Origin of the sequence: Rhodococcus sp. NPDC127593 (genome assembly GCF_042671975.1) — a bacterium.
GTDB lineage: Bacteria > Actinomycetota > Actinomycetes > Mycobacteriales > Mycobacteriaceae > Rhodococcus_F.
In genome coordinates this window covers 188,739-212,567 of the sequence record NZ_JBHXWI010000006.1, presented here as the reverse complement: position 1 = coordinate 212,567, position 23,829 = coordinate 188,739, and the positions used below count along the sequence as shown (strand labels likewise).

General features: G+C 67.3%; 24 protein-coding genes. 13 read left to right on the top strand and 11 right to left on the bottom strand.

From position 1 onward, the window contains the following. The first annotated feature begins 47 nt into the window (after positions 1 to 47). Genes ACFVJ3_RS07700 through ACFVJ3_RS07690 form a run of 3 tightly spaced genes read left to right on the top strand, consistent with a single transcriptional unit; the run spans position 48 to position 4,152 of the window. Complete coding sequence (locus tag ACFVJ3_RS07700; protein ID WP_378451498.1) at positions 48 to 971, top strand: carbohydrate ABC transporter permease; 924 nt, start codon at positions 48 to 50, stop codon at positions 969 to 971. Beyond that, positions 971 to 1,906 carry a carbohydrate ABC transporter permease gene (locus ACFVJ3_RS07695; RefSeq protein ID WP_378451497.1) on the top strand — a complete coding sequence of 312 codons (936 nt, stop codon included), beginning with the start codon at positions 971 to 973 and terminating at the stop codon, positions 1,904 to 1,906. The genes ACFVJ3_RS07700 and ACFVJ3_RS07695 overlap by 1 nt, the downstream gene beginning before the upstream one ends. Continuing rightward, positions 1,903 to 4,152 (top strand): alpha-galactosidase, encoded by a 2,250-nt coding sequence (locus ACFVJ3_RS07690; RefSeq protein ID WP_378451496.1) that lies wholly within the window; start codon positions 1,903 to 1,905, stop codon positions 4,150 to 4,152. The genes ACFVJ3_RS07695 and ACFVJ3_RS07690 overlap by 4 nt, the downstream gene beginning before the upstream one ends. A 198-nt stretch (positions 4,153 to 4,350) precedes the next feature. Here the strand turns inward: ACFVJ3_RS07690 and ACFVJ3_RS07685 are convergent, their stop codons facing one another. Continuing rightward, positions 4,351 to 4,893 carry a DinB family protein gene (locus tag ACFVJ3_RS07685; RefSeq protein ID WP_378451495.1) on the bottom strand — a complete coding sequence of 181 codons (543 nt, stop codon included), beginning with the start codon at positions 4,891 to 4,893 and terminating at the stop codon, positions 4,351 to 4,353. A gap of 131 nt (positions 4,894 to 5,024) precedes the next feature. Between ACFVJ3_RS07685 and ACFVJ3_RS07680 the strand changes: the two genes are divergently transcribed. Next, positions 5,025 to 5,279 carry a hypothetical protein gene (locus tag ACFVJ3_RS07680; RefSeq protein ID WP_378451494.1) on the top strand — a complete coding sequence of 85 codons (255 nt, stop codon included), beginning with the start codon at positions 5,025 to 5,027 and terminating at the stop codon, positions 5,277 to 5,279. Between the two features lie 5 nt (positions 5,280 to 5,284). Here the strand turns inward: ACFVJ3_RS07680 and ACFVJ3_RS07675 are convergent, their stop codons facing one another. Next, entirely contained in the window at positions 5,285 to 5,851 is a 567-nt protein-coding gene (locus ACFVJ3_RS07675; RefSeq protein WP_378451493.1) for a hypothetical protein, read from the bottom strand. A 314-nt stretch (positions 5,852 to 6,165) separates the two neighbouring features. Between ACFVJ3_RS07675 and dnaK the strand changes: the two genes are divergently transcribed. Genes dnaK through ACFVJ3_RS07655 form a run of 4 tightly spaced genes read left to right on the top strand, consistent with a single transcriptional unit; the run spans position 6,166 to position 10,271 of the window. Continuing rightward, positions 6,166 to 8,010, top strand: coding sequence for a molecular chaperone DnaK (gene dnaK / locus ACFVJ3_RS07670; protein ID WP_037243515.1), 1,845 nt, complete (start codon positions 6,166 to 6,168; stop codon positions 8,008 to 8,010). Next, complete coding sequence (gene grpE, locus ACFVJ3_RS07665; protein ID WP_378451492.1) at positions 8,007 to 8,657, top strand: nucleotide exchange factor GrpE; 651 nt, start codon at positions 8,007 to 8,009, stop codon at positions 8,655 to 8,657. The genes dnaK and grpE overlap by 4 nt, the downstream gene beginning before the upstream one ends. A gap of 22 nt (positions 8,658 to 8,679) precedes the next feature. Next, positions 8,680 to 9,864: a molecular chaperone DnaJ gene (dnaJ, locus tag ACFVJ3_RS07660; RefSeq protein ID WP_378451491.1), complete on the top strand. Its 1,185-nt coding sequence runs from the start codon at positions 8,680 to 8,682 to the stop codon at positions 9,862 to 9,864. Further along, on the top strand, positions 9,864 to 10,271 hold the full coding sequence (locus ACFVJ3_RS07655; RefSeq protein WP_378451490.1) for a heat shock protein transcriptional repressor HspR: 408 nt from the start codon (positions 9,864 to 9,866) through the stop codon (positions 10,269 to 10,271). The genes dnaJ and ACFVJ3_RS07655 overlap by 1 nt, the downstream gene beginning before the upstream one ends. An 86-nt stretch (positions 10,272 to 10,357) precedes the next feature. Here ACFVJ3_RS07655 and ACFVJ3_RS07650 read toward each other — a convergent pair whose 3' ends face one another. Together ACFVJ3_RS07650 and ACFVJ3_RS07645 are read right to left on the bottom strand one after the other, a co-directional pair. Continuing rightward, positions 10,358 to 10,498 (bottom strand): hypothetical protein, encoded by a 141-nt coding sequence (locus tag ACFVJ3_RS07650; RefSeq protein WP_162130654.1) that lies wholly within the window; start codon positions 10,496 to 10,498, stop codon positions 10,358 to 10,360. A 53-nt stretch (positions 10,499 to 10,551) separates the two neighbouring features. After that, the gene (locus ACFVJ3_RS07645) at positions 10,552 to 11,028 is read right to left on the bottom strand and encodes a hypothetical protein (RefSeq protein ID WP_378451489.1); all 477 of its coding nucleotides are present in this window, start codon (positions 11,026 to 11,028) and stop codon (positions 10,552 to 10,554) included. A 268-nt stretch (positions 11,029 to 11,296) separates the two neighbouring features. Here ACFVJ3_RS07645 and ACFVJ3_RS07640 point away from each other — a divergent pair, with 268 nt between their 5' ends. Further along, positions 11,297 to 11,932 (top strand): response regulator, encoded by a 636-nt coding sequence (locus tag ACFVJ3_RS07640; protein ID WP_378451488.1) that lies wholly within the window; start codon positions 11,297 to 11,299, stop codon positions 11,930 to 11,932. Between the two features lies 1 nt (position 11,933). Next, positions 11,934 to 13,118: a sensor histidine kinase gene (locus tag ACFVJ3_RS07635; RefSeq protein ID WP_378451487.1), complete on the top strand. Its 1,185-nt coding sequence runs from the start codon at positions 11,934 to 11,936 to the stop codon at positions 13,116 to 13,118. Positions 13,119 to 13,133: 15 nt separating this feature from the next. Here the strand turns inward: ACFVJ3_RS07635 and ACFVJ3_RS07630 are convergent, their stop codons facing one another. The 5 genes from ACFVJ3_RS07630 to ACFVJ3_RS07610 all read right to left on the bottom strand — a co-directional run bounded on the left by ACFVJ3_RS07630 (position 13,134) and on the right by ACFVJ3_RS07610 (position 17,379). After that, complete coding sequence (locus ACFVJ3_RS07630) at positions 13,134 to 13,697, bottom strand: type 1 glutamine amidotransferase domain-containing protein (protein WP_378451486.1); 564 nt, start codon at positions 13,695 to 13,697, stop codon at positions 13,134 to 13,136. A gap of 65 nt (positions 13,698 to 13,762) precedes the next feature. Further along, positions 13,763 to 15,241: an FAD-dependent oxidoreductase gene (locus ACFVJ3_RS07625; protein WP_378451485.1), complete on the bottom strand. Its 1,479-nt coding sequence runs from the start codon at positions 15,239 to 15,241 to the stop codon at positions 13,763 to 13,765. Next, on the bottom strand, positions 15,241 to 16,422 hold the full coding sequence (locus ACFVJ3_RS07620) for a zinc-dependent alcohol dehydrogenase (RefSeq protein ID WP_378451484.1): 1,182 nt from the start codon (positions 16,420 to 16,422) through the stop codon (positions 15,241 to 15,243). Before ACFVJ3_RS07620 ends, ACFVJ3_RS07625 begins: the two co-directional genes overlap by 1 nt. Then, a complete protein-coding gene (locus ACFVJ3_RS07615; protein WP_164062077.1) occupies positions 16,419 to 16,826 on the bottom strand; it encodes a ChaB family protein in 408 nt (135 codons plus the stop codon). Before ACFVJ3_RS07615 ends, ACFVJ3_RS07620 begins: the two co-directional genes overlap by 4 nt. A 58-nt stretch (positions 16,827 to 16,884) precedes the next feature. After that, entirely contained in the window at positions 16,885 to 17,379 is a 495-nt protein-coding gene (locus tag ACFVJ3_RS07610) for a CinA family protein (protein WP_378451483.1), read from the bottom strand. 175 nt (positions 17,380 to 17,554) lie between these two features. On the opposite strand from ACFVJ3_RS07610, the gene ACFVJ3_RS07605 reads away from it, so the two are divergent. After that, entirely contained in the window at positions 17,555 to 19,132 is a 1,578-nt protein-coding gene (locus tag ACFVJ3_RS07605) for an AMP-binding protein (RefSeq protein WP_378451482.1), read from the top strand. Positions 19,133 to 19,243: 111 nt separating this feature from the next. Next, a complete protein-coding gene (locus ACFVJ3_RS07600; protein ID WP_378451481.1) occupies positions 19,244 to 20,410 on the top strand; it encodes an FAD-binding oxidoreductase in 1,167 nt (388 codons plus the stop codon). A gap of 10 nt (positions 20,411 to 20,420) precedes the next feature. Here ACFVJ3_RS07600 and ACFVJ3_RS07595 read toward each other — a convergent pair whose 3' ends face one another. Further along, positions 20,421 to 21,173 (bottom strand): FAD-binding oxidoreductase, encoded by a 753-nt coding sequence (locus ACFVJ3_RS07595; protein ID WP_378451480.1) that lies wholly within the window; start codon positions 21,171 to 21,173, stop codon positions 20,421 to 20,423. A gap of 60 nt (positions 21,174 to 21,233) precedes the next feature. Next, positions 21,234 to 22,454 (bottom strand): globin domain-containing protein, encoded by a 1,221-nt coding sequence (locus ACFVJ3_RS07590; RefSeq protein ID WP_378451531.1) that lies wholly within the window; start codon positions 22,452 to 22,454, stop codon positions 21,234 to 21,236. A 190-nt stretch (positions 22,455 to 22,644) separates the two neighbouring features. Between ACFVJ3_RS07590 and ACFVJ3_RS07585 the strand changes: the two genes are divergently transcribed. Beyond that, complete coding sequence (locus ACFVJ3_RS07585; protein WP_378451479.1) at positions 22,645 to 23,679, top strand: alpha/beta hydrolase; 1,035 nt, start codon at positions 22,645 to 22,647, stop codon at positions 23,677 to 23,679. The last annotated feature ends 150 nt before the right edge of the window (positions 23,680 to 23,829 follow it).

The window sequence follows — 23,829 nt, the reverse complement described above, 5'->3', positions numbered from 1 at the left end:
GAGAAGACAACGACCACCATCGCCGTCCCGACAGGTCAGGTGAATTCATGACCAGCACAGTTCCTCCCCAGGCCGGAACCGAACCCAGGATCCCGGCGCCGAAGGTCCGGCGCAGCCGGGGTGACCGGTGGACCATCGCCGTCATGCTCGGGCTGCCCGCCGCGATCGTGATCGGGCTGGTGTGGATTCCCACCGTGTTCACGGTGATCCTGTCGTTCGCACGCTGGGACGGCATCGGCGGCACGTCCACCATCGAGTGGATCGGCCCGCAGAACTACGTCGACGCCGTCCAGGCGTACCCACCGTTCCAGCAGGCCCTCCATAACAACGTCCTCTGGCTGGCGTTCCTGTTCGTCTTCCCGACGATCCTCGGCATCTTCCTCGCCGTTCTGCTCGACCGGGGCCTGAAGGGAAGCCGGCTGTACCAGAGCATCTTCTACATCCCGGTGGTGTTGTCGATGGCACTGGTCGGATTCGTGTGGCAACTGATCTACGCCACCGACGGCGGAGTGCTCAACACCATCCTCGGCACGGACGTCGACTGGCTCGGCGACCCCGACGTCAACATCTGGGCCGTCATGGTCGCCGCGAGCTGGCGGCATACCGGCTACATCATGTTGCTGTACTTGGCGGGCCTCAAGGCTATCGACCCGTCGGTGCGCGAGGCGGCGCTCATGGACGGCGCCGGCCCGATCCGCACGTTCTTCCGGATCGTGTTCCCCCTGATGAAGCCCACCAACCTGCTGATCATCGTCATCACCGTCATCGAGGCCCTGCGCGCCTTCGACCTCGTGTGGGTGATCAACAAGGGCCGCAACGGACTCGAACTCATCTCCGCCCTCGTCACCGCCAACGTGGTGGGCGAGGCGGGCCGGGTCGGATTCGGTTCGGCCCTGGCGACGATCATGCTGGTGATCTCGCTGGTATTCATTGCCCTCTATCTCTGGATCGTGATGCGGAGCGACGACTGATGACCATGACGACACCCCTCGCCGACCACAGTGCGCCCGTCGACCGGACCGGGCCCCGCAACAAGGCCGCGGTCGCCAACCGGCGCCGGCTGAGTACCGCGCACGCGGCGATGTACCTCCTGCTCACCGCCCTGGCGTTGCTGTGGATCTTCCCGCTCCTGTGGGCGCTCTACAACTCGTTTCGCGACTACGACTACGTCCTCACCCATGGCTACCTGTCGGTCGGCGGATTCACGCTCAGCAATTACACCGAGTCGTGGGAGGTTGGCGGAATCCCGCACTACTTCCTCAACTCGATGCTCATCACCATCCCGGCGGTGCTGCTGATCCTGTTCATCGGGTCGATGGCGGCATTCGTGCTCGCCCGGTTCCCGTGGAAGCTCAACGTGATCATGCTGGCGGTGTTCATCGCGGGCAATCTGCTGCCGCAGCAGACGCTGCTGACCCCGTTGTTCCGTCTGTACAACGCGATTCCGTTGCCGTACTGGATGAGTTCGTCGGGCTCGCTGTACGACAGCTACTGGGGACTGATCCTGGTGCACGTCGCGTTCCAGACCGGGTTCTGCGTGTTCGTGCTGAGCAATTACATGAAGACGGTTCCGCCGGAACTGCTCGAGGCGGCGACCGTGGACGGCGCCGGGCTGTTCCGCCAGTACTGGCAGGTGGTGCTCCCGCTGTGCCGCCCTGCCCTGGCTGCGCTCGCGACGCTCATGATCACCTGGATTTACAACGATTTCTTTTGGGCTCTCGCGTTGATGGTCAGTGGCGACAAGCTGCCGGTCACCACCGCGCTGCAGAATCTGCAGGGCAGCTTCTTCACCGACACCAACCTGCTCGCCGCCGGATCGGTGCTCGTCGCATTGCCGACGGTGCTCGTATTCGTCGCGCTGCAGCGGCATTTCGTTTCCGGACTGACGATGGGAGCCAACAAGTGAGTGCGACTCCACCGCACGCGTACGTCCACCTCACCGCCGGCGGTGTGTCCGTCGTGCTCGACCTCACCGGGGGACGGTTGCCGGCGATCGTGCACTGGGGTGCGGCGCTCGACGCTCTGAACCTCGTCGACGTCGAAGCCCTGGCGCAGGCGAACATCGAGCCCCCGGCGGGCAACGTGGTCGATCTCCCGGTGCGGCTGTCGATACTCCCCGAACACCACACCGGGTGGGTGGGGAAACCCGGGATCGCGGGGCATCGCGATGGCGCCGACTGGTCGCCGCTGTTCACGACCACCACGCTCACGGTCGACGGAGCCGAGCACCGGTCGGGACTCGTCTCGGCCGGTGCGGGCAGAGTCCGGGTCACGGCGCACGACACGGTCGCCGATCTCGGTCTGGTCCTCGACATCGAACTGCTGCCGAGCGGCCTCCTGAGGGCGCGCGCCGAGGTCACGAACGCGGGCGACTCCTTCTATTTTCTCGACGACCTCCAGCTCGCGTTCCCGGTCCCGCCGCAGGCGCGGGAAATCCTCGACTTCGCCGGCCGATGGGGGAAGGAACGCGTCCCGCAGCGCAGCGAGCTCACCGTCGGGATCCACGAACGGGAAGGGCGCAAGGGTCGCACCGGCCCGGACGCCGCGACGGTGCTCTCCGTCGGCGTACCCGGTTTCGGTCTCGCGCGCGGCGAGGTGTGGGGCACCCACGTCGCGTTCAGCGGCAACCACCGCCACTACGCCGAACGTCTCTTCACCGGTTTCCAGGTGGTCGGCGGCGGGGAACTACTCCTGCCCGGCGAGGTACGGCTGGCGGACGGCGAGAGCTACGAAACGCCCTGGATCTACGGCGCCTATGGCGACGGGCTCGACGACCAGGCGCATCGCTTCCACAACTATCTCCGGTCGCGCCCCACGCACCCGCGGCGCGCGCGCCCGGTCACGATCAACGTGTGGGAGGCGGTCTACTTCGACCACGACCTGGCCCGGTTGACGGACCTGGCGGATCGCGCGGCAAAGCTCGGCGTCGAACGTTATGTGCTCGACGACGGCTGGTTCAGGTACCGGCGCAACGATCTGGCGGGACTGGGGGACTGGCACGTCGATGAAACGGTGTGGCCGGACGGTCTGCATCCGATCGTCGATCACGTCCGTTCCCTCGGCATGGAGTTCGGCCTGTGGTTCGAACCGGAGATGATCAACCTCGATTCCGACCTCGCGCGGGAACATCCCGAGTGGGTGATGGCGACCGGCGGGCGGACACCCGTGCCGTCCCGGAACCAGCAGGTGCTCAACCTGGGGATCCCCGAGGCGTACGACCACATCCTCGAGCGGATGTCCGCGATCCTCCGCGAGTACGACATCGCCTACATCAAATGGGACCACAACCGCGACCTGATCGACGCGGGCACCGCACCGCACGGGCGCGCCGGCGTCCACGACCAGACTCTCGCCACCTATCGGCTGATGGATGAACTGAAGCGCCGCTTCCCCGGACTGGAGATCGAATCCTGCTCGTCGGGAGGAGCGCGGGTGGACCTCGGCATCCTCGAACGCACCGACCGCGTCTGGGTCTCGGACTGCATCGACCCGCTCGAGCGCCAGCAGATGAACCGGTGGACGATGCAGCTGCTTCCCCCTGAGCTGCTCGGCTCGCACATCGCGTCCGGCATCTCGCACACGACGGGCCGATACCACCGCCTGTCGTTCCGGGCGGGGACGGCGCTCTACGGTCACCTCGGGATCGAGTGGGACCTCGCGACCGCCACCGACGACGAGAACGCACAGCTCGCCGTGTGGATCGACCTGTACAAGCGGCACCGTGAACTCCTGCACACGGGAACGATGGTGCGCGCCGACGAAATCGACCCGACCCTGCTCGTCTACGGCGCCGTCGCGCAGGACCGGGCGGAGGCGCTGTTCTTCCTCGCGTACGTGGGGCGCTCCGAGGTGTCACCGCGCGGCAGGTTCACGCTGCCCGGGCTCGACCCCGACCGACGCTACCGGGTGCGTCCCGTCTTCGCCGGTGAACCGGACGAGGGCCTGAAACCGCCCGCGTGGTTTAACGTGCCCCCACACGACCAGCCGACCATCACCACCGCACCCGGCGGCGGACGAGCCGACGGACTGTCCGCGGGAAGCGAGGTTCCCGGCATCTCGATGACGGGCCGGGCCCTCGCGGTGGTGGGTCTGCAGACACCCGCGTCGTTCCCCGACGACGTGGTCGTGCTCTCCGTCACGGCGGAGGCGTAACCGCAGCAGCAGGTGGGCAACATGCACCCTGGGGTAGGTAGCCGGAGCCCCCGGATCGGGGCACCATAGTTCTCACCAGTCGGCGAAAAGGTTGAACCGCAGGAGGCCCGTCAACACTCGAAACGCCACACGCTGAGAAGAGAACACCTCACCGGAACCCGAACCCGGTGAGGTGTTTTCGTCTGTTCTCGCCGCCGGTCAGAACTCCATGCCGGCGTCGGCGCCCATCTGCATGGTGGTGTTTCCGCCGTCGAGGGATTCCCGGATGATGTCGGCGTGACCGGAGTGGTGGCCGGTCTCCCGGATGATGTGGAGCAGGGTGCGACGGACCGTCCACCACTGCCGGTCGGGCGCCCAGGGTGCGGTGGGCAGGGGGACGAGCACGTCCAGGTCGTCGAGTCCGGCCACGGCGGCCTCGGTCGCGCGGGCCACCTCGGCGTACTCGGCCAGCAGTCCCTCGAGGGTTTCGTCGTCCCGCATGTAGTACTTCTCCATCGCCCACTCCATGTCGAACTCCGCGTTCTCGTCGGGTTCGAGAATGGTTTCGACCCAGTGCTTTTCCGTGTGGGACACGTGCTTGATCAGTCCGCCGAGCGTCAGGTCGCTGACGGTCGAGCGCTGCCGTGCCTGTTCGTCGTCGATGCCGCGGACGGTGATCAACAGGGTGGCTCGCTGCTCCTGCAGGATTTGGAGGAGGTCGGCGCGCTCACCGGTGGCCGGGGACTTCTGCGAAGTGGTCATGAGAAGAACGATAGGGGCGATTGAGGTCAGAAACGGTCCTCATTAGGAAGGCCTTCTCAGGGTTTTTCTCGGGGTCCAAGTTGGGTGCCTTCCTGGATGTGCGGAAAGCTCCCGCCGCGAAGGATTCTCGTATGAACTTCGACTCGCCGGGACCGGCACCCCGGCCCTCGCGCCGACGCGTATGGCCCCGCGTTCTCGGGGGCATGGTGTCGCCCGTTCTCGTCGCCGTCACAGTGGGAGTCGGCACGTTCGCATACGCCTCGACCGCCGCCGAGATCGACACCGGCGGGCGGATGGAATTCGGGCGAGCCCTGACGGTTCCCTTGCTCGCACCGGACGACAACCTGCCCGGAACACTTTCCCCGCCACCGACGCGTGCCAAGTGAGAGTCTCAGCGACTCCGGTGCAGCCACGTGGACACCCCGGGGGCGAACAGGGCGAGCACTCCCACCGCGACGAGGGCGCTGTAGGCGAGCGGCGCCCACTGCAGCACACCGGCGGTCGCGTCACCGGCGTCGGACAGCAGGATCCACAGGCCCACCCCGCCGGCGACACTGAGGACGCCGACGACGGCGAGGGTGATCTGGCCCGCCGGTTTCCGGGCGCGCAGGAGCTGTATCCCCAGCAGCCCGAGGAGGATCAGGACGACGGCGATGGCGCCGCTGCCGATCAGCGTCAGGTTCACCGTGTCGGTGATGTCCGTCGCGGAGTCCCCGGGATTGTCCGCGGCCACCGATGACTCGAGGGCGTCGCGTACCGCGCCGAGGTCGAGCGCGATGGCCCCGGCGATTCCGGCGAGAACGACGAACGATCCCACCCAGGCGGACAGCGACACCGCGACCGCCTTCGGGGTGGCATCGGTGGGGGCTGCGCGCAGCGGGGTGACCGCGAACTCCGGACGCGGCGGTACGGGTCGCGGCGGTTCCGGCCGGCGTGGCGGCTGTTCGGGTGTCGTCACGCTGCGATCCTATCGACCTGCCGTACCGTGGCGTGCCGACGCGCGGGTCCGCGCCGAAGCAAGGCACCGAAGCAAGGCGCCGAAACAAGGCGCCGAAACAAGGCGCCGAAAAAAGTGTGGGCACCCGGGAACAAATCTCCGCACCCCTCCGTTGAGCCTTACGACAAGATTGAGCGTGCAAGACTCAAGTTCGAATTGACTCCCGACGGTGTCGGAGTGCAAACTTGAGCGGAGGGCGCTCATCAAGCGCCAACATCGCAGTTCAGTCATGAATAACCTGCCCACAGGACTGCAAAACGAAAGTGAGGAACACTATGGCTCGTGCCGTCGGTATCGACCTCGGTACAACGAACTCGGTCGTGTCTGTGCTGGAGGGCGGCGAGCCCGTAGTGGTCGCCAACGCCGAAGGTTCACGCACCACCCCGTCGATCGTCGCCTTCGCCAAGAACGGTGAGGTGCTGGTCGGCCAGCCCGCCAAGAACCAGGCCGTCACCAACGTCGACCGCACCATCCGCTCCGTCAAGCGCCACATCGGCACCGACTGGAACGTGGAGATCGACGGCAAGAAGTACACGCCCCAGGAGATCAGCGCGCGCACGCTCATGAAGCTGAAGCGCGACGCCGAGGCGTACCTGGGTGAGGACATCACGGACGCCGTGATCACCGTCCCCGCGTACTTCGAGGACGCCCAGCGTCAGGCCACGAAGGAAGCCGGCCAGATCGCCGGACTCAACGTCCTGCGCATCGTCAACGAGCCCACCGCGGCCGCCCTGGCCTACGGCCTCGACAAGGGCGACAAGGAACAGACCATCCTGGTCTTCGACCTCGGTGGCGGCACTTTCGACGTCTCGCTGCTCGAAATCGGCGACGGCGTCGTCGAGGTTCGCGCCACGTCCGGCGACAACCACCTCGGTGGTGACGACTGGGACGAGCGCATCGTCACGTGGCTCGTCGACAAGTTCAAGGCTCAGAACGGCATCGATCTGACCAAGGACAAGATGGCCCTGCAGCGTCTCCGTGAGGCTGCCGAGAAGGCCAAGATCGAACTGAGCTCCTCGCAGAGCACGTCGATCAACCTGCCCTACATCACCGTCGACGCGGACAAGAACCCGCTGTTCCTCGACGAGCAGTTGTCCCGCAGCGAGTTCCAGAAGATCACCTCCGATCTCCTCGACCGCACCCGCGCGCCGTTCCAGGCCGTGATCAAGGACAGCGGCATCGCCGTCAAGGACATCGACCACGTCGTGCTCGTCGGTGGTTCCACCCGTATGCCCGCCGTCTCCGATCTGGTGCGCGAGCTGACCGGTGGCCGTGAGCCCAACAAGGGCGTCAACCCGGACGAGGTCGTCGCCGTCGGCGCCGCCCTGCAGGCCGGCGTCCTCAAGGGCGAGGTCAAGGACGTGCTGCTCCTCGACGTCACCCCGCTGTCCCTCGGCATCGAGACCAAGGGTGGCGTGATGACCAAGCTCATCGAGCGCAACACCACCATCCCGACCAAGCGTTCCGAGACCTTCACCACGGCCGACGACAACCAGCCCTCGGTGCAGATCCAGGTGTTCCAGGGTGAGCGCGAAATCGCCTCGCACAACAAGCTGCTCGGCTCGTTCGAGCTGGCCGACCTGCCGCCCGCCCCGCGTGGCGTGCCGCAGATCGAGGTCACCTTCGACATCGACGCCAACGGCATCGTGCACGTGACCGCCAAGGACAAGGGCACGGGCAAGGAGAACACGATCAAGATCCAGGACGGCTCCGGTCTGTCCAAGGAAGAGATCGAGCGGATGGTCAAGGACGCCGAGGCTCACGCCGAGGAGGACAAGGCCCGCCGCGAGGAGGCCGAGGTTCGCAACCAGGCCGAGTCGCTGGTGCACCAGACCGAGAAGTTCATCAAGGACAACGAGGACAAGGTGCCCGCCGACGTCAAGGAGAAGGTCGAGGCTGCCATCAAGGAAGCCAACGACGCTCTCGCAGGCACCGACATCGCGGCCGTGAAGACCGCGGTCGAGAAGCTGGCCACCGAGTCGCAGGCCCTCGGCCAGGCGATCTACGAAGCCAGTGCCGCTGAGGAAGCCGCCAACACCGACGGCTCCGGCGCGAGTGGTGCCGACGACGTCGTCGACGCCGAGGTCGTGGACGAGCCGTCCGACTCGGAGAAGAAGTGACGTCCGACAACACCGAGCAGGAACCGGTCACTTTCGTGGACAAGCGGAAGATCGACCCCGAGACCGGTCGGACACGGGACGCGGAGCCGGTAGTGGAGCCCCTCGCGGGCACCGCTGCCGCCCCGCAGCCCGGCTCGGTGGACGAAGGGGACCTGCCGGCGACGGCAGCTCCGGAGACGGACGAGTTGGCGGAGCGCACCGCCGACCTGCAGCGACTGCAGGCGGAGTACGCCAACTACCGCCGCCGTGTCCAGCGCGACAAGCAGGCCGACATCGCGAACGCCAAGGCGTCCGTCGTCGGTGAGCTCATCGCGGTGCTGGACGACCTCGACCGTGCACGCAGCCACGGCGACCTCGACTCGGGGCCGCTGAAGGGTGTGGCAGACAAGCTCACCGGCACCCTCACCTCGCTCGGCCTGAGCGAGTTCGGTGCCGAGGGCGACGCATTCGATCCGGCGCTGCACGAGGCAGTGCAGCACGAGGGCGAGGGTCACGACCCCGTTCTCGGCACGGTGATGCGAAAGGGCTACAAATTCGGTGATCGCGTCCTGCGGCATGCGATGGTAGCTGTGATCGACCGCGCCGGCGATGACGGCGCGAACACCTCCGACGAGGCGGCGAAGCCCGCCGAGTCGGAACAAGAGTAAGAGCGAGAGGAGGAGACGCCCAGTGAGCCAGCGGGAGTGGATCGAAAAGGACTTCTACAAGGAGCTGGGCGTCTCGTCCCACGCATCCGCGGACGAGATCAAGAAGGCGTACCGCAAGCTCGCCCGCGACCTTCATCCCGACGCGAACCCCGGCGACACGAAGGCCGAGGAGCGTTTCAAGTCCGTCAGCGAAGCACACGCCGTGCTCTCGGATCCTGCCAAGCGCAAGGAATACGACGAGGCCCGGCGGCTGTTCGCGAGCGGCGGGTTCGGTCAGGGCGGCGGCGGATTCAACCCGGGAGCGGGCGGTTTCGGCCAGGGCGGATTCGACATCAACGACCTGTTCGGTGGCGGCGGCGCGGCGGCCGGTGACGGCGGCCTCGGCGACATCTTCGGTGGCCTGTTCAATCGCGGCGCCGGTGGTGGCGGCGCGACCCGCACGACCAACCGTCCCCGTCGTGGCAGCGACGTCGAGACGGAGACGACCCTCGAATTCCGCGAAGCCACGCTGGGTGTCACGGTGCCGCTGCGACTGACCAGCCCGTCGCCGTGTACCACCTGCCACGGCAGCGGTGCCAAGCCGGGAACCAGCCCGCGAGTCTGCCCGCGCTGCAACGGAACCGGAATCGTCAGCCGCAACCAGGGCGCGTTCGGGTTCAGTGAGCCGTGCGACGACTGCCGCGGTACCGGCTCGATCATCGACTCGCCGTGCGAGGTGTGCCACGGCAACGGGGTCACCAACCGGACCCGCACCATCACCGTCCGCGTCCCCGCTGGTGTCAGCGACGGACAGAAGATCCGGCTGGCAGGCCAGGGCGAGGCGGGCCTGCGCGGCGCGCCGTCCGGCGACCTGTTCGTCACGGTCCGGGTGCGTCCCGACAAGGTGTTCGGCCGTAACGGCGACGACCTCACGCTCGTCGTCCCCGTCAGCTACGGTGAGCTCGTGCTCGGAACCACCGCCTCCGTCCCCACTTTGGAGGGGCGTGTCGGTGTGAAGATTCCGGCGGGCACGGCCGACGGCCGGGTCCTGCGTGTACGCGGCCGAGGCGTTCCCAAGCGCGCCGGTGGCGCCGGTGACCTGCTGGTCACGGTCAAGGTCGCCGTTCCGCAGAAGCTCGACGACCCGGCCACCGAAGCACTGAAGACCTATCTGGAAGCAGAGAAGGCCAGCGGATTCGATCCCAGGGCCGGGTGGGCGGGTGCCTGATGAGCGATACGACCCAGGATCCACGCGAGACCGCGGTTGATCCGGACGCCCAGATCTTCGTGATCTCGGTGGCCGCGGAACTCGCCGGCATGCATGCCCAGACGTTGCGCACCTACGACCGGCTCGGTCTCGTCACCCCGCACCGCACGTCCGGTGGCGGGCGCCGATACTCGCCGCGGGATGTGGCGCTGCTCCGCGAGGTGCAACGCCTCTCGCAGGACGAGGGTGTCAACCTCGCCGGGATCAAGCGGATCATCGAACTCACCAACCAGGTGGAGGCTCTGCAGCACCGGGTCCGTGAGCTGGCCGAGGAGGTCGCGAAGATTCACGCCGGTTACCGGCGCGACCTCGTGCCGATCCCGCGGAGCAACGCGCTCGTCGTGTGGAAGCCGCGACACCAGCGCTGACCCGGCGAACATCCGGGTGAACCGAACCGATGTCGCACTGGTTCTGTCGGAGTGAACCAGTGCGACATCGGGCCCCAACCCCCGGCTTATCGGTCGCGGTTTCCCCAGCGGGGCCCGCGGCGAGTACGTGAGCGCGGAATGTTCATCTCCTCGAGACGCGCCTTGATCTCCTCGGTGGTCCACATCGTGCGGGAGACCGTCGGGGTGGGGGTCTCGGTGACGTGCATGATCATGTTCTCCGGCTTTCTTCGAGTGTTCAGTGGATGGTCGGGATCGTCTGTCAGGGGTGTCCGTACAGGTGGTAACCGGCGTTCATGTTCGGGTAGCCCGAGTCGATCCAGCTGCTGATGCCGTAGGCGTGGCCGTAGTTGGCGTCGACGCGAGTTCCGTCCACGTCGGTCGTGTTGTTGTAGTTGTCGGCGCGGAACACGGCCTGGGCGCCACCGGGAAGCGAGTAGGTGGCGTCCACCTCGACGCCGTTCGGGTCGGTGGAGTATGCCTTCACGATCTGGCTGCTGTGCGGGGCGAGGTAGTCCGACGGCGCCTGAATCCACTGCCCGTACGGGTTCGACCACCCTTGGAGGACCATCGGCAGGTCGGTGTCGTTGCTGATCGTCATCGCGATCGTGGGTCCCGACGTCGGCATCGTTCCGGCGGTGGCCGTCCCGGCGGCCGCAACGGCGAGTCCGGTGACAGCCAGTGCGGTGGCGGGCAGGGCGATGAAGAGGGCGATGCGGCGGCGGGCGGTGGTGCGCATGATGGCTTCTCCTGAGTTCTGACGCTTCGGGGGGGTGGAACGTCTGGGGCCGTGGGGGTTTCGATTTCCGATGGCCCCGTTTTCCGGTGTGCACCAACTATGTCGCGAATGTGCGCCGTCGTCTGTCCACCGACAGGACCGAGGGCGGGATGAATCCGGTGTCCACCGATCGGGGGACACCGGCGCCGCGAAGTGCTCCGCGCGGGCCTGCTCTCGTGAGAAAGTGAGCAATGGACTTCGCCGGAGTCGCTTCGCATCGGACCGCGCCGTGAGTGCCGTGCGGGTCGTGGTTGGCGACGACCACCCGATCTTTCGGGACGGTGTCGTCCGTGCGCTCCTCGCGAGTGGCGACATCGAGGTGGTCGGCGAGGCGGACGACGGCGCGGCCGCGCTCGCCCTGATCCGCGAACTCGCCCCCGACGTCGCACTGCTCGACTACCGGATGCCGGAGCTGGACGGTTCCCAGGTGGCGGCGGCCGTGCGACGAGCCGAACTCGCCACACGTGTGTTGCTGCTCTCGGCGCACGACGAGTCCGCGATCGTCTACCACGCGTTGCAGGAGGGGGCGGCGGGGTTCCTGCCGAAGGAGTCGACCCGGGCGGAGATCGTGAAAGCCGTCCTCGACTGCGCTCAGGGCCGCGACGTCCTCCCCGCCTCCCTCGCCGTCGGACTGGCCGGCGAGGTGCGTCGTCGCAGTGAACCGGTCGGGCCGGTGCTGAGTGGTCGGGAGAAGGAAGTGCTGGCGCTCATTGCGCGCGGCCAGAGCATTCCCACGATCGCCGGTGAGCTGTATCTGGCGCCGTCGACGGTCAAGACCCATGTCCAGCGTCTCTACGAGAAGCTCGGGGTGAGCGACCGCGCGGCCGCGGTGGCCGAGGCGATGCGACGCGGCTTGCTGGAGTGACGTGCCGCATCCGTCCCAGAGTCGCGTAGTTCGTCGCTACAGCACCGAGGCGGTCCGGGTGACCGCGATTCTCCGGTTACCGCTGATCGGACTGATGGCGCTGCTCGGGCCGGTGATCCGCGTGACGCACTGGCAACCCGACGTCTTCGCGGGCCTGCTGATCGGGTACGCGGCGGTCGCGCTCGGCTGGCTGATCTTCGTCCTGGTGCGGGACGTCGGACCATGGGCGGGCTGGGTGTCCACGGCCGCGGACGTCACCGCGGTGGTGGCGTTGTGTGTCGTCTCCGGCGGCGCGACGTCGGTGCTGCTCCCGGTGTTCTTCCTGTTGCCGATCTCGGTGGCGTTCCAGTACCGGCCGCGGCTGACGGCGATCGTCGGCGTCTGCACCGCCGTCGGGTACCAGGTGGTGTGGATCGTCTACTCCAAGCGCGACGACGCAGTCGGCTTCCCCGACGAGGTGTACCTCTACTTCGGTTTCCTGTTGTGGCTCGCGGCCGCGACGACCGCATTGTCGTACGTGCTGGTCCGGCGCTCTGCGACGGTGATCTCGCTGATGGATGTGCGCAGGCAGCTGATCGCCGAATCGATGGGTGCCGAGGAACGCGAGCGACGGCAACTGGCCGAGGACCTGCACGACGGGCCCCTGCAGAATGTGCTGGCCGCCCGGCTGGACGTGGAGGAGGCGCTGGAGCGGAACCCGGACGACATGCTCGTCGCCGCCGAGTCCGCCCTCCGCGAGACCGCGGCACAATTGCGGTCCACCGTCACCACACTGCATCCGCAGGTCCTCGCGCAGCTGGGTCTCACCGCGGCGCTGCGGGAACTCGCGGATCTCTACGCCCGGCGGGGGTTCGAGATGTCGGTGAGCCTCGACGACGTCGGTCACCCCGACAGCCAGGAGCTGCTCTACCGGGTGGCGCGGGAACTGCTCACCAACGTGACCAAACACGCCCGCGCCACCACGATCGAACTCGCACTCACCCGCGCCGGCGGGCGGACCACGCTGACGGTCGCCGACGACGGCGCCGGATTCGATCCGGCCGTCGTCCCGGAACGGGTGGCGCAGGGGCACATCGGACTGGCGTCGCACATCGTGCGGGTCGAAAGCCTCGGCGGCACCTTCGACGTCACGTCCTCACCCGGGGCGGGCACCCGCGTGGTGGTGACGGTCCCGGATTCCGGCTGACCGGGCCCGCCGATGTCACTGCGGGTGGCGGCCCTCGGCGAATTCCTCGACGATCTTCGCGCAGAACGCGGGCAGGTCGTCGGGGTTGCGGCTCGATACCAATCCGTTGTCGACCACCACTTCCTCGTCGACGACGTTTCCGCCGGCGTTGCGGATATCGGTGCGCACACTGGGATACGACGTGAGAGTGCGGCCGCGGACGACGTCGGCCTCGACCAACGTCCACGGTCCGTGGCAGATCACGCCCACCGGTTTGCCCGAATCGACGAAGTTCCGGACGAAGGCGACGGCCGACTCGTCCATCCGGAGGTGGTCGGGATTCGTGGTGCCCCCGGGCAGGATCAGTGCGTCGAAGTCGGCGACGGACACGTCGCCGACAACTGCGTCGACGGCATAGGTTCCTGCCGCGTTCACATCCGCATTCATGGCCTGGATCTTGCCGGGGGACAACGAGATCAGCCGAACCTCCGCGCCGGCGTCCTCCACGGCCTTCCGGGGTTCGACGAGTTCGACTTCCTCGACGCCGTCGGTGGCCAGGATCGCGACCTTCCGGCCGCGAAGTGTCTGTGCCGATGTCATGGGCAATTCCTTCCTCTCGTGAGTACAGGCGACGGGTACCCGGGAGGCCCGGGGTCAATCGGCAATCAGAGTCGTCGGAGATCGGTGGTTGCGGGGCCCTCGAGAAGTGTTCCGCCGGCAGTGAATCGGGACCCGTGCAGCGGGCAGTCCCACGACGCCTCCGCATCGTTCCAGCGGAGCACACCACCGAGGTGCGGGCAGACGGCGCATACGCGGTCGGTGTGACCGTTCGATGTGTACTCGCCGACGGGCAGCAGGCCCTCTCTCACGATACGGGCCCGGCCCTTCCCTCGTTGTCGCCCCACGAGTGCGTCGCCCCAGCCCGCGGCCATCTCCACCGCCACCTCACCGTTCGCCTTCACTGCCGCGGGGAGGTCGAAAAGCTGCGTCGGCGAATAGCTTTGGAAGGCCTCCGCCCACCGCATGTGGCCACCCAGGATGCGTCCGGCGAGCGCGAGAGCGGCGGCGACGCCGTTCGAGAGTCCCCACTTGCCGTAGCCGGTCGCGACGAGAATGCCGTCGCTGCCGGGAACCAGTGAGCCGACGTAGGGGAGCGCGTTCAGCGAGGAGTAGTCCTGCGCCGACCAGCGGTGAGTCGGCGTCGCCCCGGGAAAATGACGGCCGGTCCAGGCCAGCAGATCGTCGACCGCGGCCTGCGGCGACGTGCTTCGGCCGACGTCGTGGCCGTTGCCGCCGACGACCAGAACGCGACCGTCGTCGGCCGGGCGCAACGACCGGGTTGGCTGATCGGCGGTCAGGTACATGCCCCCCGGTGCACCGCCCGGTACCCGGAACGCCGCCGCGTACGATCGCTCCGCCTTCAGCCGGGCGAAGAATCCGCCGCGGTCGAGGATCGGCGTTCCCGTCGCGAGAACCACGCGGCGAGCTTCGATGTCGCCGTCCGGCGTCGACAGGACGTGGAGTCGCACCAGCGTCCGGACCGACGTCACGCGACGGTGCTCGAACACGTCGCCGCCGTGCGTGATCAGGTCGCGGGCCACTGCGTGGAGAACGGGCATCGGATCCAGGAACGCCTGGTCGTCGAGCGTGACGGCGTCGACGTGGGGCACCGGGATCTCGAGTTCGCGCGCGAGTCGCACGGGCAGGCCCACCGATCGGGCGGCCGTGTACTGAGCGCGCACCGCGTCGACGCCGGATTCGGTCTGCGCGAACGTGAAATCCGGTGCCGAGCCGACGGGAATCTCGCGGTCGTGGCAGTACCGGAGCAGCCACTGCTGGCCCTCCAGGTTTCCCTCGACGTACGAGCGCAGGATGTGCACCGCGTGGCGTCGGCCGATCTCGGCGAGCCGGGTACCTTGCAGCACACTGACCTTGCCCGTGGTGTTCCCTGTCGTGACGGCCCCGATCGTCCGGGCTTCCACGACGGCGACGTGCTGTCCCGCGCGGGCGAGCAGCAACCCGAGGGTCAGGCCGGTCACCCCCGCTCCCACCACCACGGTGTCGTACCGTCCGCGTTCGTCCCACGACCGCCCGGTGACTGCACCGCGGTGCCCGGCGACGTGATCGAGCCACAGAGAAGGCATTACGGCTTCAGGAGAATCTTCACAGCGCCGTCTTCCTTCTTCTGGAAGATCTCGTACGCGTGCGGCGCGTGGTCCAGTGGCAGTTCGTGCGTGGCGAACGTGTCGACCCCCAGGGGGTCGGCGTCGGTGAGCAACGGCAGGATGTCCGGGACCCACCGCTTCACGTTGGCCTGCCCCATCCGCAGCTGAATCTGCTTGTCGAACAAGGTGAGCATCGGTATCGGGTCGGCCATTCCGCCGTACACCCCGACGAGCGAGAGGGTGCCGCCGCGCCGCACGATGTCGATGGCCGAGTACAGCGCGTGGAGCCGGTCGATGCCTGCTGTCGACATCAGCGGGCCCGCGATGGAATCGGGCAGGAACGACGTGACCTGCTGAAGAAATTTCGCGCCGGGGGAGCCGTGCGCTTCCATGCCGACGGCGTCGATAACGGAATCGGGGCCGCGGCCGTCGGTCATCTCCCGGATCACGTCGCCGAGTTCGCCCTTGGCGTCGTTCAGATCGACCGTCTCGATCTGCCGCGCCTGCGCACGGGCGAGGCGCTCGGGCACGAGATCCACGCCGATGACACGAAAACCCTTGTGCGCGGCGATGCGTGCCGCCATGTCGCCGATCGGCCCGAGCCCGAGAACGACGACGGAACCGCCGTCGGGTATCCCCGCGTACTCGACGGCCTGCCATGCCGTCGGCAGCACGTCGGACAGGTACACGAAACGCGAATCCGGTGGACCCTCCGGAACCGTGATGTGGGTGTTCTTCACGTGCGGCACCCGAAGGTACTGGGCCTGGCCGCCGGGAACGCTCCCGTACAGTTTCGAATACCCGAACAGCGCCGCACCCATGCCCTCGTCCCGGATCTGGGTGACCTCACACTGGGTGAACAGTTTCCGATCGCACATGTGGCAACTGCCGCAGGATATCTGGAAGGGGATGACCACCCGGTCGCCGACCTTCACGTCGGTCACCTCGGACCCCACCTCCCGGACGATGCCCATCGGTTCGTGACCGAGGATGTCGCCCTCGTTCATGAACGCGCCGAGCACCTCGTACAGGTGCAGGTCGGAGCCGCAGATGTTGGTGGTGGTGATCTCGACGATCGCGTCGGTCTTCTGTTCGATCACCGGGTCGGGGACGGTGTCGACGCTGACCTTCCGTTTGCCCTGCCACGTCACGGCTCTCATCGGGCTCTCCGGTTCGCCTTCTCGATCGCGTCGACGAGTTCGTCCTTGGTCATGGTCGACCGGCCGTGTATGTCGAGCCTCTGCGCGATGTGCATGAGGTGGTCCTTGCTCGCGTTGGCATCGACGCCCTCGGCCGTCTCACCGGACGCGTTCGGGCCGCCGCTCTTCGCGCGCTCGTCGGAGGGGCCCTTCTCGTCCTTGGCCTCCCAGTGGTCCCCGACCTTCTCGTAGCTGTGCTTGAGGGCGTCGTACGCGACGCGATGCGCTCGTTCCTCGTCCCCGTACTGGTCCATCGCGGAGTCGTACACCTTGGCGAACGTGCGCTGCGCCTTCTCGGACGACTTCTTCAGCGTCTCGGGGAGCTCGCTCTTCTTCGGCTTGCCGCTGTCGGTGGTCTTCGGCACGGAAATCCTCCTCGGGTGTAGAGGTGCCCGCTCGGACGATTACCCGACTCTCGGAGATTTACGCGAGCGGGGGAGAAACACGACTGGGCACGGAGGCCAGCGCCTGCTCGAGCAGTTCCAGGGCGCGGTCGGTCGTGGCGGCCACGACGTCCTGCGGTTCACCGTCGAATCGGTGCATCTCGGTGTCGATGCGACCGTGGGTGAAGAGTCCGAACCAGACGGTCCCCGGCGGTTGCTCGTCCTGTGGGTCGGGGCCGCCCGCACCGGTCACCGCGACGGCGATGTCGGCTCCGAGCAGTTCCGCGACCGCTCCGGCCATCGCGCGTGCACTGGCCTCACTGACGACGGGACCGTCCGGCACCTTCAGCACCCGGTGTTTCACCTCGCTGGAATACGCGACCACGCTGCCCCGGTACCAGTCGGAGGACGCGGGCGCCGCGCCGAGAAGGCACGAGATCTGCCCGCCGGTGAGGGATTCCGCCGTCGCGAGGAAGACGTGCGCGTTACGCGCCGCGGTCGAGATCCGTTCTGCGGTTCGGTCCTGCGGACTCATGGACCTCACGTTATCGGACGTGTCCCCGGCGCGGAGTCGCCGTCGGCACCCGTCTGTCGAGTGGAACAGGTTTCAGTTTGGCAGGTTTCCGGTTAGGGTGTCGGTGACCCAGGACACAGGAAATCCAGGCCGCCGGACCACGCGCCTCGGCGTCGCGGGAGTAGAAGGATTACAGATGACCGACGAGTTCGCAGATCTGCATCGACCCGCCTTCGCTGCAGACCTCCTCATCACTGCACTGGAACGCAACTCCGACAAGCCGGCGCTCTACCTCGGCGACGTCGTCCTCACCGGCGGTGAGATGCGTGATCAGATCAGTTGCTTTGCGCAGGCACTGGCTTCGCTCGGAATCGGCAAGGGCACGAGCACCGCCATGCTGTCCAAGAACAGGCCCGAGGTGCTCATCAGCATGGGCGCCACCATGATCTCCGGATGCCGCGCCAGCGCGCTGAACCCGATGGGCTCACTCGACGATCATCTCTACATCGTCGGCGACGCCGAGATCCAGACGTTGATCTTCGATCCCACCGCCTTCGAGGAGCGCGCCGCCGAACTGGTGGCGCAGTCGCCGTCGATCGAGAACGTGTTGTCGTTGGGGCCGTCCCAAGTGGGTACCGACATTCTCGCCCTCGCCGAGACGTTCACCCCGCAACGCCTACGGGCGGCGGACGTGGCCGCCGACGACAACAGCAGCATGGTCTACACCGGCGGCACGACCGGCAAGCCGAAGGGCGTCGTCGGCTCCTACCAGTCCGGCGCGACGCTCAACCAGATCCAGATGGCCGAATGGCAGTGGCCCGACGAACCGCGCTTCCTCATCTGCACGCCGCTGTCGCACGCCGGAGCCGCTTTCTTCATCCCGACCCTGCTGCGTGGTGGCGCGCTGATCGTGCTGCCCGCGTTCGAGCCCGGTGCCGTCCTCGAGGCGATCGAGAAGCACAAGATCTCGGCCACGATGCTCGTCCCCACCATGATCTACCTGCTGATGGATCACCCCGACCTGCCGAAGCGGGACGTGTCCAGCCTGCAGACGCTGTTCTACGGCGCCTCGGCGATGTCGCCGGCGCGGTTGAAGGAGGGCATCGAGAAGTTCGGCCAGATCTTCTTCCAGTTCTACGGCCAGACCGAATGCGGAATGACCATCGCGGTGCTGCGGAAGGAAGAGCACCTCGCGGACGATCCCAGCCGGCTCGCGACGTGCGGGCGGCCCGTGCCCTGGCTGAACGTCGCCCTGCTCGACGACGACCTGAACGAGGTCCCGCAGGGTGAGCTCGGTGAGATCTGCGTCCGCGGCCCGCTGGTCATGAAGGGATATTGGAAGAAGCCCGACGAAACCGCCGAGGCGTTCCGCGGCGGCTGGCTGCATACGGGCGATGTCGCCCGCAAGGACAAGGACGGATTCATGACGATCGTCGACCGCAAGAAGGACATGATCGTCACCGGCGGGTTCAACGTGTTCCCCCGGGAGATCGAGGACGTCATCTCGGCCCACCCGGCCGTCGGCTCGGTCGCGGTGGTCGGGGTCCCGGACGAGAAGTGGGGCGAGGCCGTCAAGGCGTGCGTGGTGTTACGGGCGGGGCAGACGGTCGACGCCGCCGAACTCGTCGAACGGGTACGGGCCGCGAAGGGATCGGTGCACGCCCCCAAGTCGATCGACTTCGTCGACACACTGCCGCTCACCCCGCTCGGCAAACTGGACAAGAAGGCGCTGCGCTCCCGGTACTGGGAAAGTGCAGACCGAGCGGTCGGATAGCACGAGCGGGGCGGGAAACAAGGGACCTGGTCTGCGGCGTGGCGCCCGCGCCTATAGTCTGCCCAAGTACTTCGCGGCAGGACCGCGTTCGGTCGGTGACGAGGATGCGCGGTGGATTCACAGGCAATATCGCTGGTCCGGTCGAGTTTCAAGGCTATCGCGGCGGTGCCGGACGGGCCCCAGACTCTGTCGCGGTCCTTCTATGCCCTGCTGTTCGCGCGGTATCCCGACTCCCGGGACTTCTTCCCGGCGGCCATGGACGAGCAACGCGACCGGTTGATCTCCGCCGTCCAGTACGTGATCGAACGACTCGAGGAGGAGTCCGGGCAGATCCTCGCCTACCTCGCCCAGCTCGGCCGGGACCATCGCAAGTACGGAATCGAGGACGCGCACTACGTCGCCGTCGGCAACTCCCTGATCGCCGCGGTCGAGCAGTTCCCCTCGACCGAGCCGTGGACCGACGAACTCGAGCAGGCGTGGCGCGACGTCCTCGCGGTCGTCGCCGCCACCATGATGGATGCGGCCAACGCCGAGAGCGGCCCGCCGGCGTGGGGCGCGACCGTCATCGAGCACCTCCAGGTCCGCAAGGACGTCTCGATCGTCCGCCTGCAACTCGACGAGCCGATGACCTACACCGCCGGCCAGTACGTGAGCGTGCAGGTGCCGTCGCGTCCCCGGATGTGGCGGTACCTGTCGCCGGCAAACCCCGCCAACGACCAGGGCATCATCGAGTTCCACGTCCGCCGGGTGTCGGGCGGCTGGGTCAGTCCCGCCATCGTCAGCCAGACCCTCGTGGGCGAGCGGTGGGTGATCGGATCCCCGCTCGGCGACCTCGGAGTCCGCTACGGCAACGGTCGCGACATCCTCATGATCGGATCGGGGACGGGCATCGCCCCGCTGCGCGCGCAGATCCTCCAGATGTCGCAACGCGGCCAGGACCGTCGCGTCCACCTCTTCTTCGCCGGCAGGTACCCCTGCGACCTCTACGACCTGGGCACCCTGTGGGCGCTCGCGGAGCAGAATCCCTGGCTGACCGTCGTCCCGGTCACCGAGGAGGACGAGGACCCGTGGTGGTACACCGGCCCGAGCAGCGCCGCGTTGCCCGGTATGCACCGACGACTGACCGGCAAGGTCGGGCAGGTCGTCGCCGACTTCGGGACGTGGGCCGAGCGCGACATCCAGCTCGTCGGCTCCGACGCGATGATCAACACCACCAAGTTCCGGCTGCACGCGGCGGGCACGCCGCCGGAGAACATCCGGCACGACCCGTCCTACTGATCCGAATGCCTCAGTACGGGTCGAACTGAATGTTCTCCGTGGGTGTTCCGGTGTCCCGGAGACGGTCGAGGGTGGCGCGGACCATTGCCGCCGAACCGCACACCAGCACCTGGTGCTCGGTGAACGCGCCGTAGGACGTCACGACGTCGGGCAGTGAGCCCTCGACGAGATCGTCCTCGGTGAACCCCACGTCCACTCTGGTGCGTTCGTACCACTCGTCGGTCCAATCCGGATTTCCGACGTTCTCCACCACGGGAATGACGGTGAGCCACGGCAGATCCTGCAGCAGCAGGTAGAGCATGTCGGACGCATAGAGATCGCGTGGTGTCCGATCGCCCGTGAACAGGAACACCCTCGGCGGATTCGGCCGGCGCGACAGATCCAGCAGGATCGACCGGAAGGGGGCCAGACCGGTGCCGCCAGCGACCATGATGACGTCCGGCCCGTCCCCGTCGACGGACATCGTGCCGCGGGGTTCGAGGATCTGCCACTGGTCGCCGGGCGAGGTCCCCGTGACGATGTCGCCACTGACCCAGCCGCCGGGCACCGTCCGGACGTGGAATTCGAGCTTGCCGTCCAGCGACGGCGGCAGGGCGGGGGAGAGCCTGCGCAGCAGCCGCGGGTTCTGGGGCACGCTCACGTCCACGTACTGCCCCGGCACGAACGGGACGTAGTCACCGACGAGCCGGATCACGGCGAGGTCGTGCCGCAGGCGGTGATGTTCGACGACGGTGCTGGTCCAGGTGGTCTGCGTGGCTTGCATGGCGTGATGCTCTCCCGACGGTCGAACCGGACAACGGATGGGCGGGGACGGGCGGCGCGACTAGATCAGGGGGTCGTGCCGGATCAGTTCGGGCGGAGTACCGCCGCCCTGCAAGGCGTACACGGTGGTCTTGATCATCGCGGGCGAACCGGAGATCTGGATCTGCCGGTCCGCCCACGACCCGAACCGGGCGACGACGCGGCCGAGCTGCCCCTGGAGTCGTTGATGCAACCCCGGCGGCGCCTCCGGGGCGGGATTCCTGTGCCACCACGGGTCCTCGTCCTCCTCGGACACGGGAACCACGGTCAGCCACGGATTGCTCAGCGACAGGTGCCACAGGGTCTCGATGTCGTACAGATCGCACGGGTACTTGCCGCCCACGAACATGTGGACCCGCGGATTGTTCGACCGCATCGCCATCTCCATCACCTGGGCGCGCAGCGGTGCGATGCCCGTCCCCGAACCGATCATCAGGACGTCCTGCCCGCTGTCGCGGTCGACCTCGAGGCCGCCGAGCGGGGAGCTGAGCAGCCAGCGGTCGCCCACCTGCGTCTCGTTCACGATGGCGGGACTCACCCAGCCGCCCGACACGCGGCGCACGTGGAACTCGAGCTGTCCGTACGGGTTGGCGGGGATGGCCGGCGACAGGTACCGCCACATCCGGGGCCGCTGCGGGATCTGGACGCTGAGGTACTGTCCCGCACCGTAGGGGATGGGGGAGTCGGTCTCGAGGCGGACGATCGCGAGGTCGTCGAGGCGGCGTTCGTGATCGACCACGGTGGCGCCCCACGCGGCGGGCAGGTCGTCGTTGTCCGCGGCGTCGGCCATCGTGTGGAGGAGGAGGTCGAGCAGTTCCGTCCAGGCCGCGGTCAGCGAGGGCGTCCAGATGGCTTGGGTGAAGGAACTCCGCACCGCGACGAGCAACGCATTGCCCGACGCGAAGTAGTGCCTGCCCTCGACTCCGTACTTGCGGTGGTCGCGGCCGAGCTGGCTGAGGAAACCGAGGATCCGGCCCTCGTCGTCGAGGTTGTCGATGACGAACTGCAGCGCCTGGAACAGGCGGTGACCCTGCTGATCCAGCGCAGCCGGGAAGAGCGCGCGAAGTTCGGGGTGTTCGGCGAACAGGGTGGCGTAGAACGTGGTGGTGAGCCGGTTGCGTCCGTGTTCGGTGGACACGATCGACGAAAAGCTGGCGCGCAGACGCGAAATCACGAGCGGATCGAGGCAATCTCGTGTCAAGCCGTCCCCTGCCTCCGTGCCTGTTGATTCGAACACCCGCATTCTAGCCGTCACTCGCGCGACCTTTGGATCACAGCAGTGGCCGATTCGGGTGAAACCCCGGCTCTTCGGTGGGTCGCTCTCGCGCCGTGACCACCGGCAAGGCACGATGCATCCAGTAAACAGGCAGCGTTACCGAGGGGGGCCCATGAGAGTTGGCTGTGCGCGGGATCGTGGTCGGTTTCGTCCGGGGATGTCCAGTTCGGTCCGGGTTCGCCGGACTGCCGCTGTCGTGGCGGCCGTGACGCTGACGGTGATCAGCGGCGGAAGCGTCGTCTCGGCGGAACCCCGGACGACGATCGAGTCGATCTCGGTCGACGAGGCGCCCGACGGTTCGCGGTTGATCGAGGTCACCCCGGTCGGCGAATCGCAGATGAACTTCACCATCCACTCGACGGCCATGGACAAGGACATCACCGTCCGGGTCATCCGGGCCGCGTCGGAGAAGCGTCCTACCGTCTACATGCTCGGCGGCGTCGAGGGGAACTCCGAGCAGTTCGGCTGGGAGCAGAAGGCGGACGTCGAGAAGTTCTTCTCCGACAAGGATGTCAACGTGGTCATCCCGTTCGGTGGCCAGTCCAGTTACTACGCGGACTGGAAGCAGGACGACCCCGAGCTCGGCCGGAACAAGTGGCAGACGTTCCTGACGAAGGAACTGCCGCCCATCGTCGACTCGGCGCTCGCGACGACCGGGAAGAACGCCATCGCCGGGCTGTCCATGTCGGCCACCAGTGTGCTCAACCTCGCGATCTCCAAGCCCGGGCTGTATCAGAGCGTCGGGGCGTACAGCGGGTGCGCGATGACGAGCGACCCGGTGGCGCGCCGGTTCGTCGAGATCACGGTGTCGGACTTCGGCGGAAACCCCGAGAACATGTGGGGTGCGGCCGACGATCCGCTGTGGGCCGCGAACGATCCGTACGTCAACGCCGAGAGGCTCCGCGGGACCACTCTCTACATCTCCAACGGCAGCGGGTTGCCGGGGCCGTACGACACCCTCGACGCCCGGACCGTCGGCGGCGACCGCCGCGCCCTCGCGTCGCAGGTCGTGGTGGGCGGTGTCATCGAGGCCGTCACCAACGACTGCACGATGCGGCTGGCGGAGAAGCTCCGCGCCCTCGACATTCCCGCCACGGTCGACCTCCGGCCGGTCGGCACGCATTCGTGGGGGTACTGGCGCGACGACCTCTCCGCGTCCTGGCCGATGATGGCGGCCGCGATCGAAGCCTGATATCTCGCCCCGCGAAGCGTCGCGGGGCGAGATGATGGGGTAGCGGAAAACTTTTCAAAGTTGAGCGGAACAGACTCAACCCTTCGCGCGTTAAGAAGATGACAGCGTCGCCCGTGCCACTCGGCCCCGGGCGGCGGACCGCTCTACAAC

Excerpts from the sequence above, each read along its gene's own strand:
- ACFVJ3_RS07700 (WP_378451498.1), top strand. The coding sequence starts at position 48 with ATGACCAGCACAGTTCCTCCCCAGGCCGGAACCGAACCCAGGATCCCG.
- ACFVJ3_RS07695 (WP_378451497.1), top strand. The coding sequence starts at position 971 with ATGACCATGACGACACCCCTCGCCGACCACAGTGCGCCCGTCGACCGG.
- ACFVJ3_RS07685 (WP_378451495.1), bottom strand. The coding sequence starts at position 4,893 with ATGACCACTTCGCAGAAGTCCCCGGCCACCGGTGAGCGCGCCGACCTC.
- ACFVJ3_RS07680 (WP_378451494.1), top strand. The coding sequence starts at position 5,025 with ATGAACTTCGACTCGCCGGGACCGGCACCCCGGCCCTCGCGCCGACGC.
- dnaK (WP_037243515.1), top strand. The coding sequence starts at position 6,166 with ATGGCTCGTGCCGTCGGTATCGACCTCGGTACAACGAACTCGGTCGTG.
- ACFVJ3_RS07655 (WP_378451490.1), top strand. The coding sequence starts at position 9,864 with ATGAGCGATACGACCCAGGATCCACGCGAGACCGCGGTTGATCCGGAC.
- ACFVJ3_RS07650 (WP_162130654.1), bottom strand. The coding sequence starts at position 10,498 with ATGCACGTCACCGAGACCCCCACCCCGACGGTCTCCCGCACGATGTGG.
- ACFVJ3_RS07645 (WP_378451489.1), bottom strand. The coding sequence starts at position 11,028 with ATGCGCACCACCGCCCGCCGCCGCATCGCCCTCTTCATCGCCCTGCCC.
- ACFVJ3_RS07630 (WP_378451486.1), bottom strand. The coding sequence starts at position 13,697 with ATGACATCGGCACAGACACTTCGCGGCCGGAAGGTCGCGATCCTGGCC.
- ACFVJ3_RS07625 (WP_378451485.1), bottom strand. The coding sequence starts at position 15,241 with ATGCCTTCTCTGTGGCTCGATCACGTCGCCGGGCACCGCGGTGCAGTC.
- ACFVJ3_RS07620 (WP_378451484.1), bottom strand. The coding sequence starts at position 16,422 with ATGAGAGCCGTGACGTGGCAGGGCAAACGGAAGGTCAGCGTCGACACC.
- ACFVJ3_RS07610 (WP_378451483.1), bottom strand. The coding sequence starts at position 17,379 with ATGAGTCCGCAGGACCGAACCGCAGAACGGATCTCGACCGCGGCGCGT.
- ACFVJ3_RS07605 (WP_378451482.1), top strand. The coding sequence starts at position 17,555 with ATGACCGACGAGTTCGCAGATCTGCATCGACCCGCCTTCGCTGCAGAC.
- ACFVJ3_RS07595 (WP_378451480.1), bottom strand. The coding sequence starts at position 21,173 with ATGCAAGCCACGCAGACCACCTGGACCAGCACCGTCGTCGAACATCAC.
- ACFVJ3_RS07590 (WP_378451531.1), bottom strand. The coding sequence starts at position 22,454 with ATGCGGGTGTTCGAATCAACAGGCACGGAGGCAGGGGACGGCTTGACA.
- ACFVJ3_RS07585 (WP_378451479.1), top strand. The coding sequence starts at position 22,645 with ATGTCCAGTTCGGTCCGGGTTCGCCGGACTGCCGCTGTCGTGGCGGCC.